The sequence below is a fragment of the Pyxidicoccus xibeiensis genome, from assembly GCF_024198175.1.
Lineage (GTDB): Bacteria > Myxococcota > Myxococcia > Myxococcales > Myxococcaceae > Myxococcus > Myxococcus xibeiensis.
This window is the reverse complement of record NZ_JAJVKV010000011.1, coordinates 296,886-311,933: the sequence shown is the minus strand read 5'-3', so window position 1 is coordinate 311,933 and position 15,048 is coordinate 296,886. Positions and strand designations below refer to the sequence as shown.

At 70.1% G+C, this 15,048-nt stretch carries 14 protein-coding genes; 4 read left to right on the top strand and 10 right to left on the bottom strand.

What is annotated here, in order from left to right; genetic code table 11:
- Positions 1 to 16 precede the first annotated feature (16 nt).
- Together LXT23_RS36795 and LXT23_RS36790 are read right to left on the bottom strand one after the other, a co-directional pair.
- A complete protein-coding gene (locus tag LXT23_RS36795) occupies positions 17 to 1,327 on the bottom strand; it encodes a homoserine O-acetyltransferase family protein (protein ID WP_253985095.1) in 1,311 nt (436 codons plus the stop codon).
- Positions 1,328 to 1,597: 270 nt separating this feature from the next.
- The gene (locus LXT23_RS36790; RefSeq protein ID WP_253985094.1) at positions 1,598 to 2,239 is read right to left on the bottom strand and encodes a glutathione S-transferase family protein; all 642 of its coding nucleotides are present in this window, start codon (positions 2,237 to 2,239) and stop codon (positions 1,598 to 1,600) included.
- A gap of 160 nt (positions 2,240 to 2,399) precedes the next feature.
- On the opposite strand from LXT23_RS36790, the gene LXT23_RS36785 reads away from it, so the two are divergent.
- The gene (locus tag LXT23_RS36785) at positions 2,400 to 3,284 is read left to right on the top strand and encodes a bifunctional transcriptional activator/DNA repair enzyme AdaA (RefSeq protein WP_253985093.1); all 885 of its coding nucleotides are present in this window, start codon (positions 2,400 to 2,402) and stop codon (positions 3,282 to 3,284) included.
- A gap of 122 nt (positions 3,285 to 3,406) precedes the next feature.
- A complete protein-coding gene (locus LXT23_RS36780; protein ID WP_253985092.1) occupies positions 3,407 to 3,985 on the top strand; it encodes a hypothetical protein in 579 nt (192 codons plus the stop codon).
- Positions 3,986 to 3,999: 14 nt separating this feature from the next.
- On the opposite strand, the gene LXT23_RS36775 is transcribed toward LXT23_RS36780, so the two are convergent.
- The 6 genes from LXT23_RS36775 to LXT23_RS36750 form a co-directional block, all read right to left on the bottom strand.
- Entirely contained in the window at positions 4,000 to 5,289 is a 1,290-nt protein-coding gene (locus tag LXT23_RS36775) for an Nramp family divalent metal transporter (RefSeq protein ID WP_253985091.1), read from the bottom strand.
- 68 nt (positions 5,290 to 5,357) lie between these two features.
- Positions 5,358 to 6,104, bottom strand: coding sequence for an SDR family oxidoreductase (locus LXT23_RS36770; RefSeq protein WP_253985090.1), 747 nt, complete (start codon positions 6,102 to 6,104; stop codon positions 5,358 to 5,360).
- Between the two features lie 11 nt (positions 6,105 to 6,115).
- Positions 6,116 to 6,808: a histidine phosphatase family protein gene (locus LXT23_RS36765; protein WP_253985089.1), complete on the bottom strand. Its 693-nt coding sequence runs from the start codon at positions 6,806 to 6,808 to the stop codon at positions 6,116 to 6,118.
- On the bottom strand, positions 6,808 to 7,908 hold the full coding sequence (locus LXT23_RS36760; protein ID WP_253985088.1) for a phosphotransferase family protein: 1,101 nt from the start codon (positions 7,906 to 7,908) through the stop codon (positions 6,808 to 6,810). The genes LXT23_RS36765 and LXT23_RS36760 overlap by 1 nt, the downstream gene beginning before the upstream one ends.
- Before the next feature lie 15 nt (positions 7,909 to 7,923).
- Complete coding sequence (locus LXT23_RS36755; RefSeq protein ID WP_253985087.1) at positions 7,924 to 8,748, bottom strand: SDR family oxidoreductase; 825 nt, start codon at positions 8,746 to 8,748, stop codon at positions 7,924 to 7,926.
- A 3-nt stretch (positions 8,749 to 8,751) separates the two neighbouring features.
- Positions 8,752 to 9,987, bottom strand: coding sequence for an acyl-CoA dehydrogenase family protein (locus tag LXT23_RS36750; protein WP_253985086.1), 1,236 nt, complete (start codon positions 9,985 to 9,987; stop codon positions 8,752 to 8,754).
- 80 nt (positions 9,988 to 10,067) lie between these two features.
- On the opposite strand from LXT23_RS36750, the gene LXT23_RS36745 reads away from it, so the two are divergent.
- Both LXT23_RS36745 and LXT23_RS36740 read left to right on the top strand, forming a co-directional pair.
- Positions 10,068 to 10,991 carry a LysR family transcriptional regulator gene (locus LXT23_RS36745; protein ID WP_253985085.1) on the top strand — a complete coding sequence of 308 codons (924 nt, stop codon included), beginning with the start codon at positions 10,068 to 10,070 and terminating at the stop codon, positions 10,989 to 10,991.
- A 72-nt stretch (positions 10,992 to 11,063) separates the two neighbouring features.
- Positions 11,064 to 12,260, top strand: coding sequence for a cytochrome P450 (locus tag LXT23_RS36740; RefSeq protein ID WP_253985084.1), 1,197 nt, complete (start codon positions 11,064 to 11,066; stop codon positions 12,258 to 12,260).
- 124 nt (positions 12,261 to 12,384) lie between these two features.
- Here the strand turns inward: LXT23_RS36740 and LXT23_RS36735 are convergent, their stop codons facing one another.
- Positions 12,385 to 13,233: an aldose epimerase family protein gene (locus tag LXT23_RS36735; protein WP_253985083.1), complete on the bottom strand. Its 849-nt coding sequence runs from the start codon at positions 13,231 to 13,233 to the stop codon at positions 12,385 to 12,387.
- A 7-nt stretch (positions 13,234 to 13,240) separates the two neighbouring features.
- Entirely contained in the window at positions 13,241 to 14,896 is a 1,656-nt protein-coding gene (gene pruA, locus LXT23_RS36730; RefSeq protein ID WP_253985082.1) for an L-glutamate gamma-semialdehyde dehydrogenase, read from the bottom strand.
- Between the last annotated feature and the right edge of the window lie 152 nt (positions 14,897 to 15,048).

The following is a 15,048-nucleotide window of genomic DNA, read 5'->3' as shown; positions in this document are numbered from 1 at the left end:
CCCCGGCTCCTCGGGCCTACACCCCGTGGCGTGCGTGCACGCGGCTGACGGTGGAAGGAGCGGGGAGCGGCGGCGCGAAGCCCGTTCCGGCAGGCAGCGCGAGCGCGCGGGTGAGCAGCGCGGCCATGGGCTCCCACTCCACGAGGAAGCCGTCGTGGCCGTAGAGGCTGGACAGCTGGGCGTGCTCGGCGTGGCGTCCGAGGGCGCGCAGGCGCCGGGCCAGGGCCTCCATGTGGGCGGGGAAGAAGAGCTGGTCCTGGTCGATGCCCACGCACAGCGCGCTCGCACGGATGCGGGCGAGGCCGCCCTCGGGCCCGCGCGCGAGGTCGTGGTGGTCCATGGCGCCCAGCAGCGACAGGTAAGCGCGTGCGTCGAAGCGCGCGTCCAGCTTGCGCCCCTGGTGCTCCAGGTAGCTCTGCACCGGGTAGAGCGCGCGAGAGGACCACGCGGCAGGACGGCCCTGGTCCGCCTCCAGGCCCGGCTCGGCGCGGTAGGTCAGCATGGCGAGCTGCCGCGCCAGCTCCAGCCCTCGGTGCGGCGCCTCCGGGAAGTCCGGGTCCAGCAGCACGGCCTGCCGCGCCACGTGGTTGAAGCCCACCACCCACGCCGTGGCGGACTCGGCCGTGGCGATGGGGGCCATGCGTGCGAAGCGCTCCGGGGCCAGCGCCGCGAGGCAGAGGACAATCATCCCGCCGAGTGAGCCGCCGGTGACGAGCGCCACCTCGTCCACGCCCAGCGCATCCAGCGCCAGGAGGATGCCGCGCGCCTGGTCCCACGGGGTGAGGGTGGCGGGCAGCCGCGACTCGTCCTGGCGCAGGTCCCCCTTGAGGAGTGCGGGCGGCGGCGGGAAGCGCGTGTCGTCCGTCCTCTTCGGGAAGCCCTCGTCCGCGGGGCCGGTGGTTCCGTAACAGGAGCCCAGGTTGTTGAAGCACAGCAGCCGCACCCGGCTCGGGTCCAGCGCGCGTCCTGGACCGATGACGGGCTCCCACCAACCTCCCTCACCGCCCGCGCGCATGTCTCCGGTGAGCGCGTGCACCACCAGCACCGTGGGCACGGCGGACGGCGGGCGGGCGGAGCCATGACGGCGGGTCTGCTCGACGGCGTGGCGCTGCTCGGCCACGGTGCGGCGGACGACGCGCAGAGTGCTGTCGCGGGCCTCGTCCTCGGAGAGCAGGCGCGCGCGGGAGTGGAGCCACGGGAGGTCCTCCTCGGGGCCCCACCACCAGCCGCGCACCAGGTGGTTCGTGACACGGGCGCCAGCCTCCAACGTCAGGTCGGGCAGGGACAGGTCGAAGAGACGCGGAGACGGAATGGCGGATGGGGGCATGGACGCGGGTTCCTCGGTGGAAGGGGCGAGGGGAGAGAGCGCGCGTCCAGGAACGACGAAGCCCACCAACCCTCGCGGGTGGGTGGGCTCCGGTGGCTCGTCAGTGTCGGACAGACGGACGTCAGCCGACGCTGGCGGGCTGGAGCCCACCCGGCATCGACATTCGACACATGGAGCAGAAGTGCGTCATTCGCCGCTACGGATAGTCCCGTGCCTCCCGCCAGTCAAGCCGCGTGTCCGTGCCGGCGTTCAGCGCCCGGGCTGCCCGTCTCACGCCGCCGGCGCGACGACGACGTGCGCGTTGGCGGTGTAAGGCGGCAGCGCACCGATGTGGCCGGGCAGGGCCTTCACTCGCGCCAGCCAGGCGGCGACGGCCGGGTAGCGCCCCAGGTCGAAGCCGCCCTCGGGCGCGACGTGCGTGTACGCATACAGCGCGATGTCCGCGACGGTGGGGCCTCCACCCACGAGGAAGGTGCGCCCCTTCAGGTGGCGCTCCAGGACGGCGAGCGCCTCATGGCCCCGCGCCATGCGCAGGCGGAACGTCTCCGGATGGAGCGGGGCCCGGCCCGTGAGGTGCCAGAAGCGCACGGTGCCCACGTTGGGCTCCAGGCTGTTCTGCTCGAAGAAGAGCCACTGATGCACCTGGGCGCGCTCGAAGGCGTCCTGGGGGAGCAGCGGCGTGCCCTCCGCGAGGTAGAGGAGGATGGCGTTGGACTCCGCGAGGAAGCGGCCCGGCTCGGGCTCGAGCACGGGGATGCGGCCGTCGGGGTTCTTGTGACGCAGGAAGTCCTCGGTGTGGCTCTCGCCGGCGAAGATGTCCACCGGCACCAGCTCATAGGCGCGGTCGAGCCAGGACAGCAGCAGGCGGACCTTGTAGCCATTGGCGGAAGGGAGATAGTCGTAGAGGCGCATCGCGGGGCTCCGAGATGAGGGATGCGAGGCAGGGTAGGGAGCCCGGCCCGGGTGGACGACCCGATGCTTGCGGCCTTCCCTCCGCAAGAACCGGGTTGTTCGCGGGCACCCTGGCGGCCATACCTGAGGCCAGGAGCGACCTCTTCCAAGGAGCCGTGGCATGGCGACCAGCGACTACGCCCGAATCGAGCAGGCGATTCACTACCTCGACACCCATGCGCTCGAGCAGCCGTCCCTGGATGACGTGGCCGCGCACGTGGGCCTGAGCCCCTTCCACTTTCAGCGGCTCTTCACCCGCTGGGCCGGCATCAGCCCGAAGCGCTTCCTCCAGGTCCACACGCTCAGCTCGGCCCGGCGCCTGCTGGCCGAGCGGCGCAGCGTGCTCGACACGTCCTATTCCGTGGGCCTGTCCGGCGGCGGGCGGCTGCACGAGCTCTTCATCACCCTGACCGCGATGACGCCGGGGGAGTTCAAGCAGGGAGGCGAGGGACTGACGGTGCGGTACGGCATCCACCCGTCCCCCTTTGGCGACTGCCTCATCGCCACCTGCGAGCGCGGCATCTGCGGCCTGCACTTCCTCACCGGGGAGTCCGCCGAAGAGGCCCTGGCCTCGCTCCGCGCGCAGTGGCCCCGCGCCACCTTCGTGGAGTCACGCGAGGCCACCGCGTCCTGGGCGGAGCGCATCTTTCCGGAGCAGCCGCCGCGCGAGCCCACGCCGCTGTCGGTGCTGGTGAAGGGCACGCCCTTCCAGGTGCAGGTGTGGCAGGCGCTGCTGCGCATCTCCCCAGGCCATGTGGCCACGTACGAGGACCTCGCGAAGGCCATCGGCAACCCGAAGGCGGTGCGCGCGGTGGGCTCGGCGGTGGGGGACAACCCCGTGGCGCTGCTCATCCCCTGCCACCGCGTGCTGCGCAAGACGGGCGTCTTCGGCGACTACCGCTGGGGCCCGGCGCGCAAGAAGGTGATGCTCGCGTGGGAGTCGCTGCGCTACGGCGCGGAGAACGACAGCGACGAGGCCATGGGGGCTGGAGCCGGAGTCGCCTGAGGGGCCGTCACGCTTCCATCACCCTCCGCTTGCTACGGGTACTCAGGTCGGGCGCGCCTGGACGCAGCACTCCAGGCCTCCACCCGACACGAGTCCACCTTCGCCCGTACAAGGGAGCCACGATGCACACGCTTTCGAAGAGAATCGCCAGCACCTTCACCCTGGAGTCCGGCCCGCTGTCCACGCTTCGCTCGAGCCTCGTCGGGGTGTGCGCCCTGATGGTGTGCCTGTCCGCGGGCACCGCGGACGCGAACTGCCAGACGTTCCTGGCGCCGTACTTCAATTGGGCCGCCCAGGGAGCCAGCAAGTACGTGGGCTTCACGTACGTCTCGATGCAGGGGGACAGCAGGGCCAGCTACGTCAAGCACACTTACCAAAACGCGGGCTCCCTGCACTACGTCTCCGCGACGGGCAACCTGGACACGCGGTTCGGAGCCTCCATCGGGTATGTGCCGGTGCTCTACTCAGATCGTTATGTCTCGGGCCAGCCGTTCGCCGTCAGCCTCCCGGACTCGAGTGATGTCGTGGTGACTCCGACAGGCACTGTGAGCTTCATCTCGAACACCTGGGGCGTGACGGGGTACCTCACCAACCCGGTGTGCCTGAACAACGTGATGTACGGCTGGGGGCCGGCCATCGGGGCCTCCCCCACTCCTGCGCTCTACGTCTTCCAGTTCGAGAAGATGTCGGACCCCACCTAGGCACGCCTCTGGCCTCACGGCCCGCGCAGCTTGCGGAGTGCGTCGAGCGCTTCCTCGAGCCCGACCCCGAGGAAGAGGAGCAGCGTGGCGACGAGCGCGGCGTTGACGAGCCAGCCGCCACGCAGCTCCCCGACCCAGTCGCGCCGGTTGTTCATCCAGAGCAGCGTCGCCGCGAGCATCGGCATGAACAGCGCGCCCACCACCGCGTAGGCGAGCTGCGCATTCTTGAGCGGCACCCACAGCATGGGCAGGGGCACCAGGGCCAGCGCCACGAGGTACAGGCGCCAGGCCCGGGTGCTCCTGAGCTCGACCTGGGGCGTGGGCTGCTTCCGGTGGATGCGGAGGAAGTCCGCGAAGAGGTAGGGGACCCCCTCCCAGACCCCCAGGAGGCTGGAGAAGACGGCGGCCCAGAAGCCCCACAGGAAGAGCCAGTACCCGGCCGGGCCGATGACCTCGCCCAGCCGCTGCGCCAGGAGGTTCGCCACCTTCAGCCCGGAGCCCTCCAGTTGCAGCGTGGAGCCGATGAGCACCATGGCCATGCCGAACATCGCCGTCAGCGAGTAGCCCACGGCGAGGTCGGCCTGACAGGTCCGCAGCCACCGGGGGCCCTCGCGGCCCTTCAGGCGAATCCAGTAGCCATAGGAGAGCATGGTCACTGTCCCGCCCACGCCGCCCAGCAGGCCCAGCACCCAGCCCGTGCCGCCTCGGGGGATGGAGGGGATGACGAGGCCTCGCGCCGCGGCGCCCCAGTCCGGACCCGAGGCCACGGCGGTGAAGATGACGCCGAAGAACATGAGGCCGATGCAGGCGGCCATCAGCTTCTCGAACAGGCGGAAGCCGCCGAACCACACCAGGCCCAGGCCCACCAGCGAGTGCAGCACGCCCCAGAGGCGCCGCGACGTGTCCGCGTCCGTGCTCAGGGGCCAGAGCGCGTCACCGGCCGCTCCGCACGCGGAGATGAGGGCGCCGCCGGTGAAGAAGCTCCACCCCAGCAGGTAGATGAGGAACAGGTAGCGCAGGCCCGCGCCGAACCGCGCCCAGCCCTCCAGCACCGTGGTGCCGGTGGCGAGCTGCCAGCGGGCGATGCCCTCATTGAGGAAGCCCTTCAGCACCGAGCCGACGATGGCGGCCCAGAGGATGGACACGCCCACCGCCGAGCCACCCAGGCTGGCGGTGAGCAGGTCTCCCGCTCCGACACCGGTGGCGGCCACGAGGATGCCGGGACCGAAGCGCGCGAACAGCCCGGCGCGGTCCGGAGGGGCCGCTGCGGTGGACTGTACGGAGGGAGGCAGAGGGCTTTCCATGGGGAGAAGCCACGCAAGCTAGCCGGTCCCTCACGTGCGGGGCCAGCCAGAGCACCCGAACAGCCCGCTCAGGACATCTTCGCCACGAGCTTGAGCGGGAGGTTGCGCAGCAGGAAGCCCACCGCCGCCCACGGCCAGCCGGGGACATAGGCCTTCACCGGCTCGCGTTCGATTGCCTTCACCATCGCCCGCGAGCCGGTGGCCGAGTCCACGGCGAACGGCAGGTTCTTCGCGCCCGCGTTCAGCTCCGTGTGGATGTAGCCGGGGTAGAGGGTGCTGACCTTGATTTTCGTGCCGAGCAGCTCCGCGCGGATGCCCTCGGTCAGCGTGGCCAGTCCCGCCTTCGTGGCCGCGTAGGCCGTGAGGTGGCGGGGCAGCCCCCGGAAGGCGCTCATCGAGGAGATGGTCACCAGGTGCCCCTGGCCCTGCTTGCGGAGGATGCCCACGGCCGCCTCGCACTGCGCGAGCGCGGCGACGAAGTTCGTCTGCGCCGTCTGCACGTTGGTGGCGAAGTTCCCCGTGCCGATGCGCTTGCCCACCCCGACGCCCGCGTTGACGATGATGCGGTCCAGGCTCCCGTGCTCCTGCGCGAAGGCGTCGAACACGCTGAACACCTGCGCGTGGTCATTCACGTCCAGCGCCCGGACGGAAATCTGGATGCCCGGGTGCTTCGCCAGCAGCTCGGCCTTCAGGGTGTCCAGGCGCTCGGTGCGGCGCGCGCACAGCGCGAGGTTGCGCCCCAGGGCGGCGAACTCCCTCGCCATGCCTTCGCCGAGGCCCGAGCTGGCGCCCGTAATCAGGATGTTCTTTCGCATGGAGGCAGCCCTCAGCGGTAGGTGAGCAGCGCGCGCTGCGCGCCCTCGAAGTGGCCGTGGTCGTTGAGCGTGGACAGGAACCGGCTCCGCTCGCTGTAGACGACCTTGGTGACGCCGCAGTTGGCCAGGGCCGTGTTCAGGCGGAAGGCGTGCTCGTCGGGAATCCGCAGCAGGTCCTGGCAGATGGCGGTGATGGGCCCTCCCGAGGTGAACACCAGCGCGCTCTTCGAGGCGCCCAGCTCGCGAATCAGCGCGTCCAGCCCCTGGATGCACCGGTCGCGGAAGGCGGGCCACGACTCGTGGTACTCGTCGTCGTACCGTCCGCTGACCCAGCGCGCCACGGCCTCCGTGAACAGCTCCTGGAACGCACGGCGCGGCTCGGGCGCTCCGGCGATGTCCTGCATGAGCAGCGTGCGGTCTTCGTAGCGCGGCGCGTGGCGGACGATGAGCTCGTCCATGTCGAACTCATCGAACGCCGCCGCGCGCCGGGGCGGAAGGGGCAGCCCCAGCGCCGCCAGGCACGCATCGGCGGTCTGCCGGTGGCGCACCAGCGTGCCGGTGACCACCGCGTCCACGCGCGGCAGCCTCGGCCGCAGCGTCTCCCCGAGCACGCGCGACTGCGCGATGCCCGTCTCCGACAGCTGGTCATAGTCCGCGGCCCCGAACGAGGCCTGCCCGTGGCGGACGAGGTACACGACACCCATCAGCGCCTCCCCTTCGTCCGGACGAGCCGCTCGCAGCGCAGGCCGAGGTAGTTCGCCAGGACCCAGAAGTTCTTGAACGCCGGGTTGCGCGTCTGCTTGTGGTGATAGCGGTAGTAGATCTGCTGGATGATGACCGCGAGGCGGAAGATTCCGTAGACCTCGTAGAAGGTCCAGTTGTCCGTCTTCAGCTTCATCCGGTCGAGGTAGTACTCGACGACCTCCTGGCGCCGGAGCATGCCGGGCAGGTGCGTGGGCTGCCGGCGCGTCGCCTGCATCATGAAGTTGTCGTCGGCTTCAATCCAGTAGGCCAGCGCGTTGCCCAGGTCCATCAGCGGGTCGCCCAGCGTGGCCATCTCCCAGTCGAGCACGCCGATGACACGGGTGGGGTCGTTCGAGTCGAGCACCACGTTGTCGAAGCGCCAGTCGTTGTGGATGATGCAGGTGGCGACGTCCGCTGGCGTGTTCGCCTTGAGCCAGTCGCGCACGTACTTGAAGCCGAGCACGTTCCAGGTGCGCGCCTTCTCGTACCGGTCCGACCAGCCCTCAATCTGCCGCTTCGGGTAGCCCGGCCCCTTGCCCAGCGAGGTCAGCCCCACGGCCTGGGCGTCCACGGAGTGCAGCTCCACCAGCTTGTCGATGACGTTGAGGCACAGCTGCCGCGTGCGCGCCTTGTCGAGGGTGAGCCCCCGGGGCATGTGCTTGCGAGGGATGATGCCCTCGATGCGCTCCATCACGTAGAAGTCCGTGCCAATGACCGACGGGTCCTGGCACAGGCCGACCATGTCCGGCACGGCCGGGTACACGGGCTTGAGCGCCTGCTGCACCTTGAACTCGCGGGCCATGTCGTGCGCCGACTTGGCCTTCGTGCCCGCCGGAGGCCGGCGCAGGATGAGGTCCCGGTTCGGGTACTTCAGCCGGTACGTCCAGTTCGAGGCGCCCCCGGAGTACTGGGTGATTTCCGGCGTGCCCTGCAGCGCGGGCACCAGGGCCTTGAGCCAGGCATCGACGGCGGGGACGTTCAGCTCCTCGCCCGGGCGCACGGCGCCGGACGGGTCGATGGGGGCGGCGGTAGGGGCGGCAGCTGCTGCGGCGGCTGTCATGGGGGACGACCTCCCTCAGGCGGGTGTCGGGCCGGTGCGAGGACGCATCCGGGCGGTGCGCTTGCGCATCACTTTCGCGTAGACCTCGCGCGGCAGGAAGCGCTTCATCAGCCAGGCCTTGCGGCCCTCCTCGTGCGGCAGGATGTAGAACTCCCGCCGCTCCACCGCGCGGAAGACGTCGTTGGCGATGTCGTCCGCGGTGATGGGCGACTTCTCCAGCAGCCGCGCCATGGTGGCGCCCATCGTCGGGTCCGTGGTGCGCAGCGAGTCGGTCAGGTTCGTCTTGAAGAAGGACGGACAGACGACGCTGACGTGGATGCGGGCGTCCGCCAGCTCGTTCTGCAGCGTCTCCGACAGGGAGACGACGGCCGCCTTCGTCGCGTTGTAGCTGCTCATGAGGGGCACATCGAGCAGGCCCGCCATGGAGGCGACGTTGACGAAGTGGCCGTGGCCCTGCTTCTTGAAGAGCGGGGTGAACACCTTGCAGCCGCGCACCACGCCCAGCAGGTTGATGTCGATGATCCACCGCCAGTTGTCGATGGACACGTCCTCGATGGCGCCCGCCTGGGCCACGCCCGCGTTGTTCACCACCACGTCCACGCCACCCCAGCGCGCGGTGAGCGCTTCGGCGGCGGAGACCAGCTCCTCCTCACGCGTCACGTCGCAGCGCAGGTAGTGCGCGTCCGGGCCCAGGGCGGACAGCTCCTTCAGCGTCTCCGCGCCCCGCGCGTCATTGAGGTCGGCGATGCAGACCTTCCAGCCCGCGCGGGCGAAGCGCAGGGCCAGGGCCTTGCCGAGCCCGCTGGCGCCGCCGGTGATGAAGATGCGTTGGCCGGCCATGGGTCAGCTCCGGGAGAAGCCGCGCTTGGACAGCTCGATACGGGCGATGAGCCCCTTGTGCACCTCGTCCGGGCCGTCCGCGAGGCGCAGGGTGCGCGCCTGGGCGAAGAAGCCCGACAGCATCGTGTCCTGGGACACGCCCGCGCCGCCGTGAATCTGGATGGCGTCGTCCACCACCTTCTGGAGCACGCTGGGCGCGGCGACCTTGATGGCGGAAATCTCGGTCATCGCCCCCAGGGCGCCGACCTCGTCCATCTTCCAGGCGGCGTAGAGCGTCAGGAGCCGCGCCTGGTCGATGGCCACGCGCGCCTCGGCGACGCGCTCACGGTTGCCGCCCAGGTTGAGCAGCTGCTTGCCGAAGGCGGTGCGCTTCATGCCCCGGTCAATCATCAGCTCCAGCGCCCGCTCCGCCGCGCCGATGCAGCGCATGCAGTGGTGGATGCGGCCGGGGCCGAGCCGGCCCTGGGCAATCTCGAAGCCCATGCCTGGGCCGGAGATGATGTTGGAGAGCGGCACGCGCACGTTCTCGAAGGACACCTCGCCGTGGCCGTGAGGCGCGTCGTAGTCGCCGAACACGGGCAGCATCCGGCGGATGCTCACCCCGGGCGCGTCCGTGGGCACCAGGACCATGGAGTGCTGGTGGTGGCGGTCGCCCCCGGTGTCGGGCGTGCGGGCCATGAAGATGATGACCTTCGCGTTCGGGTGTCCCAGGCCGCTGGACCACCACTTGCTGCCGTTGAGGATGATGTCCTTCCCGTCGACGACGGCCGTGGCCTGCATGTTGGTGGCGTCCGAGGAGGCCACCTCGGGCTCCGTCATGCAGAAGACCGAGCGGATTTCACCGGCCAGCAGCGGCTTGAGCCAGCGCTCCTGCTGCTCCTTGGAGCCGTACTTCGTGAGCACCTCCATGTTGCCGGTGTCCGGGGCGCTGCAGTTGAAGACCTCGGGGGCCATGAAGCTGCGGCCCATCTCCTCGGCGAGGGGCGCGTACTCGAGCACGCTGAGGCCGGCGCCGAGCTTCTCGTCGGGGAGGAAGAGGTTCCACAGCCCTTCCGCCTTCGCGCGGGCCTTCAGCTCCACCATCACCGAGGGCACCTTCCACGTCGTCCAGTCGCCGCCCTTGCAGGTGGCGTGGACCTCCTCCTGGTAGCGAGGCTCCACCGGCTCGATGTGCTCGCGCATGAACCGCTTGATGCGCTCCAGGTAGTCCTTGGTTCTGGCGCTCGGCTCGAAGTCCATGGGGTCCTCCTCACACTGTGGGAGCGCCATCCTCCGCGCGGGGGGTTGATGCATCTACTGAATGTTGGTCATGTGTTGTCATGAATGCGATTCAGGATTCGGCCCGGCTGGCCCGGCTCGACCTCAACCTGTTCCGGGTCTTCGACGTCGTCCTCCGGGAGCGGAACCTGACGCGTGCGGCGGAGGTCCTCTTCCTCAGTCAGTCGGCGGTGAGCCATGCGCTGGCCCGCCTGAGGGACCAACTGGGCGAGCCCCTGTTCGTCCGGGAGGGCAGGGGCGTGGCGCCCACCCCGTTCGCCGAGCGGCTGGCCCCGGAGATTCGCGAGGCGCTCGCCCTGTTCGAAGGGGCCATCCACCGCACCCGCGGCTTCGACGCCGGGCGCGACGTGGGCCACTTCACCGTGGCGATGAGCGACATGCTGGAGCCGTCCATCCTCCCGGCGCTGGTGGCGCGCTTCCGGGAGCGCGCGCCGGACGCGCGGGTCAGCAGCGTCCGGTTGGACCGGGCCCGGCTGGAGCGGGACCTCGCGTCGGGGCGGCTGGACCTGGCCATCGACGTGGAGCAGCAGACAGGCGCCGACCTGCGGCACACCTCGCTGCTCCAGGACACCTTCTGCGTGGTGAGCCGACGGCGGCGCAAGCTGGACGTGGGGGCGTACATGGCCGCCCGGCACGTCACCGTGTCCTCGCGCCGCACGGGCCTGGCGGTGGAGGACCTGGTGCTCAGCCGCCTGGGCTATCAGCGCGACGTCACCGTGCGGTGCCGGCACTACGAGGCCGCGTTCCACATCGTCTCCAGCTCCGACCTGCTGCTCACGATGGCCCGGCGCCGCGCGGAGGCGCTCCATGCGCTCCTGGGCAACCACCTGCTGCCCATGCCGCTGGCGCTGCCGCCGCTGGAGCTCCACCTCTACTGGCACCGGCAGGTGGACAGCGAGCCGCGAAGCCGATGGCTGCGCTCGGAGTTGCTGTCGCTCACGGGCTCACTGCTGCGTGCAAGGTAGGATTTCGGGAGCCTGGGCCCGGGGAGGTTTCGGGGTTTCGCGCGTCCCCGCACCCAGGCGAGGATTCCGTCCATGAGCGGACGTGTGAATCTGTTGCTGCCCGAGGTGCGGGCCAATCCCTATCCGACCTATGCCGAGCTGCGGCGCTCCCCCGTGTGCCAGGTGGACCCGGGCGGCTACTGGGTGCTCACCCGGCATGACGACGTGGTGGCGGCCTTCAAGAACCCGCAGGTGTTCTCCAACATCGGCATGCGCGTGGCGACCAAGCCGGCGTGGCTGGGGCACAACCCCTTCGCGGACTCGATGATTGGCATGGACCCGCCGAACCATGGCCGGTTGAGGAGCCTGGTCAACCGCGCCTTCGGCCCGTCCGCGCTGGCCCGCCTGGAGCCGCGCGTGCGCGCCTTCGCGGACTCCATCGTCGCCCGCCTCCCCGAGGGCACTCCGGTGGACTTCGTGGATGCCTTCAGCCTGCCGCTGCCCGCCAGCGTCATCGGCGAGCTCATCGGCCTGGACCCCACGCAGCACCACCTCTTCAAGCGCTGGGCGGACGACCTCACGAGCATCTCCGCCATCGGCCCGAGGCCCGAGCGGGAGACGCCGCGCATGGAGGAGATTCGCGCCACGGTGAAGGAGACGGAGCAGTACATGGGGCGCGTGCTGGCCAGTCGCCGCGTCGAGCCTCGCGATGACCTGGTGACGGACCTCATCAATGCCCGCGTGGACGGGGAGTCCCTCACCGACACCGAGCTGATGAACTTCATGTTCCTGCTGCTGGTGGCCGGGCTGGAGACCACCATCCACCTGATGAGCCACTCGGTCCGCGTGCTGATGGAGCGCCCGGACGTGCTGGAGCGCCTGCGCGCGGACCGCTCGCGGATTCCGCGCTTCCTGGAGGAGGTGCTGCGCTACGAGCCGCCGGTGCAGGCCATCATGCGCGTCACCACCGGCGATACGGAGATTCGCGGCGTGACGATTCCGAAGGGCTCCCCCGTGGCGCTGATGATGGGCGCAGCCAACCGGGACGAGACGCACTTCGCCGGAGCGGACGCCTTCGACATGGACCGCGAGGGCACCAACAACCTGCCCTTCGGGCACGGCATCCACTTCTGCCTGGGAGCTCCGCTCGCGCGGCTGGAGGCGCGGCTCGGCCTGGAGGCCCTGCTGACGCGCTTCGCCCGCCTCACCCCGGCCGGGCCGCTGAAGTGGAACCAGTCGATGACCGTGCGCGGGCCGGTGAGCATGCCCGTGGTGGCCTACGCGGAGTGAGCCCGCCGTGGCCCGGATGATGCCGGCACCGCTTCCAGGTGCCGGCACCTCACGCGCGAAGTGAGCCTCCATCAGCCCAGGTAGCGCCGGCACCGTCGAAGGTGCCAGCGGCCTCACGCCCCGTTCAGACCTCGATGTCGAAGGCGAGCGAGGCCCGCTCACCGGGCTGCACGTGCAGCAGCCCCTCTCCGGTAGCCAGCGCGCCCGCGGCCGCCGTCCAGGGCTCCACGCAGATGAAGTCCTTGCCCTTCAGCGTCCACACCACCATCAGCCGGTACTCCGGGCTCCACGACAGGTGCACCGGCCGCAGCCCCGGCCCGCGCTCCAGCTTCGTGCCCGCGTCCTTGTGGTCCCTCAGGTGCAGGTCCAGCTCGTCCACGGTGAAGTCCCACCCGGTGAAGGGCACCTCCCGCTTGAGGCGGTTGTCCCACGCGTGCGTGGCCTGCGTCGTCACGCCCGCCCGAGCCTTCGCGGCGTCCGGCACCCGGAAGTAGGGGTGGAAACCCAGGTGCAGCGGCAGTGGCCGGTTGTCGCGGTTCTCCACGTCGAAGTCCAACGTCAGCCGTGTGCCCACCAGCGAGAAGGCGAGCTGCGCGTCGAACGCCCAGGGGAACTGGCGCAGCGTCTGCTCGCTGGACGTGAGGCCCACCACCAGCAGGGAATCCTCCGCCTGCCGCACCTGCCACGGCAGCCGCCGCGCGAAGCCGTGCTGCGGCAGCGTGTACGACTGGCGGCCCTCCGGAAACGTGTCCCCCGGCAGCGCCCCCGCGATGGGGAACAGCACCGGAATCCCACCGCGCACGTTCTTCGCCGGGTCGGCGACGGTGGCCTCGTCGAGGTAGAGCACCTCGTCGCCTTCCACCGTCATCCGCGTGACGAGGGCGCCGCGCGAGGGGATGACCTCCACGCGGCTGCCGCCGTCCACCAGCGCGTACGTGTCCAGACCGGCGATGCCAGGGAACGGGCCGCTCATGCGCTCCTCAGATGGCGCCTTCGTTCGGGTCGCTGTCCATGAAGGGGTAGGGCACCTTCACGGGCGGGACGAAGGTCTCCTTGATGGTGCGGGGGCTCGTCCAGCGGATGAGGTTGAGCAGCGAGCCCGCCTTGTCGTTGGTGCCGGATGCACGGCCACCGCCGAAGGGCTGCTGGCCCACCACCGCGCCCGTGGGCTTGTCGTTGATGTAGAAGTTGCCCGCCGCGTGGCGCAGTTCGCGCAGCGCCGTGTCGATGGCCTTCCTGTCCCGCGCGAACACCGCGCCGGTGAGGGCGTAGGACGCCGCCTGGTCCACCTCGCGCAGCGTCTCCTCGTACTTCGCGTCCGGGTAGACGTGGATGCCCACCACCGGAGCGAAGATCTCCTCGCGCAGGATGCGGTGGCGCGGGTCGTTGAGCTGCACCAGCGTGGGCTTCACGAACCAGCCGTCCTTGGACTCCACGGTGCCGCCGGCCACGATGCTGGCCTGCGCGTCGTTCTTCGCCAGCTCGATATACGAGGACGTCCGCTTGAAGGACTTCTCGTCGATGACGGCGCCCATGAAGTTGCGGAAGTCCGTCACGTCGCCCATGCGGATGTCCGCGGTGAGCGCCTGGAGGCGGGGCTTGAGCTTCGGCCACAGCGACTCGGGGATGAAGACGCGGCTGGCCGCGGAGCACTTCTGGCCCTGGTACTCGAAGCCGCCGCGGACGATGGCCACCGCGAGCGCCTCCAGGTCATCCGCTGCGGACGCGTGGGCGACGATGAAGTCCTTGCCGCCCGTCTCACCCACCAGCCGGGGGTACTGCTTGTACTTGGAGATATTCTCACCCACCGTCCGCCACATCGCGTTGAACGTGGGCGTGGAGCCGGTGAAGTGGATGCCGCCCAGGTGCGGGCTGGCCATGGCCGGGTTGCCCACCGTGGGGCCGTCGCCGGGGAGCATGTTGATGACGCCGTCGGGCAGGCCCGCCTCGCGCAGCAGCTCCATGATGTACCAGGCGCTCAGGGCCGCCGTGGACGACGGCTTGAAGAGCACCACGTTGCCCATCAGCGCCGGCGCCGTGGCCAGGTTGAGGGCAATGGACGTGAAGTTGAACGGCGCCACCGCGAGGACGAAGCCGTCCAGCGGGCGGTAGTCCGACATGTTCCACGTCTGCGGCGCGTTCTCCGGCTGCATGGAGAGCAGCTGCTCGGCGAAGTGGACGTTGTAGCGCAGGAAGTCCACCGCCTCGCACGTGGCGTCGATCTCCGCCTGGTGGGCCGTCTTGGACTGACCCAGCATGGTGGCCGCGTTGATGATGGGCCGGTAGCGCGTGGCCAGCAGCTCCGCGGCGCGCAGGAAGATGGCCGCGCGCGACTGGAAGGGCATCCGCGCCCAGTCGTCCTTCACGGACATGGCGGTCTGGATGGCCTGCTCCACGTGGCTGCCGTCGGCCTCGTGCAGCGTGGCCAGCACGTGCGAGTGCTTGTGCGGCATGCGCACCGTGTCCGTCTTGCCGGTGCGGAGGTGCTTGCCGCCGATGATGATGGGGATGTCGAGCTGCTCGCCGCTCATGCGCTTGAGCGTGGCCTGCAGCTCACGGCGCTCGGGCGAGCCGGGCGCGTGCGAGAGGACGGGCTCGTTCTTCGGCGGCGGGACGCGGGTATGGGCGTTGATCACGCGGGCTGACCTCGGGACGGAACGAAGGGACGGAACGAAGGGGCGCGGAGCATAGCCAACCCGCCCCGCCGGGGAAGCGAGGAAGCGGGCTGCTGCCCCCGGGGCCCCTCGGACTTCCAGGGAGTTCCCTGTCATCCGGGTGACATTGGCCC

Excerpts from the sequence above, each read along its gene's own strand:
- LXT23_RS36795 (WP_253985095.1), bottom strand. The coding sequence starts at position 1,327 with ATGCCCCCATCCGCCATTCCGTCTCCGCGTCTCTTCGACCTGTCCCTG.
- LXT23_RS36790 (WP_253985094.1), bottom strand. The coding sequence starts at position 2,239 with ATGCGCCTCTACGACTATCTCCCTTCCGCCAATGGCTACAAGGTCCGC.
- LXT23_RS36785 (WP_253985093.1), top strand. The coding sequence starts at position 2,400 with ATGGCGACCAGCGACTACGCCCGAATCGAGCAGGCGATTCACTACCTC.
- LXT23_RS36780 (WP_253985092.1), top strand. The coding sequence starts at position 3,407 with ATGCACACGCTTTCGAAGAGAATCGCCAGCACCTTCACCCTGGAGTCC.
- LXT23_RS36775 (WP_253985091.1), bottom strand. The coding sequence starts at position 5,289 with ATGGAAAGCCCTCTGCCTCCCTCCGTACAGTCCACCGCAGCGGCCCCT.
- LXT23_RS36770 (WP_253985090.1), bottom strand. The coding sequence starts at position 6,104 with ATGCGAAAGAACATCCTGATTACGGGCGCCAGCTCGGGCCTCGGCGAA.
- LXT23_RS36765 (WP_253985089.1), bottom strand. The coding sequence starts at position 6,808 with ATGGGTGTCGTGTACCTCGTCCGCCACGGGCAGGCCTCGTTCGGGGCC.
- LXT23_RS36760 (WP_253985088.1), bottom strand. The coding sequence starts at position 7,908 with ATGACAGCCGCCGCAGCAGCTGCCGCCCCTACCGCCGCCCCCATCGAC.
- LXT23_RS36755 (WP_253985087.1), bottom strand. The coding sequence starts at position 8,748 with ATGGCCGGCCAACGCATCTTCATCACCGGCGGCGCCAGCGGGCTCGGC.
- LXT23_RS36750 (WP_253985086.1), bottom strand. The coding sequence starts at position 9,987 with ATGGACTTCGAGCCGAGCGCCAGAACCAAGGACTACCTGGAGCGCATC.
- LXT23_RS36745 (WP_253985085.1), top strand. The coding sequence starts at position 10,068 with ATGAATGCGATTCAGGATTCGGCCCGGCTGGCCCGGCTCGACCTCAAC.
- LXT23_RS36740 (WP_253985084.1), top strand. The coding sequence starts at position 11,064 with ATGAGCGGACGTGTGAATCTGTTGCTGCCCGAGGTGCGGGCCAATCCC.
- LXT23_RS36735 (WP_253985083.1), bottom strand. The coding sequence starts at position 13,233 with ATGAGCGGCCCGTTCCCTGGCATCGCCGGTCTGGACACGTACGCGCTG.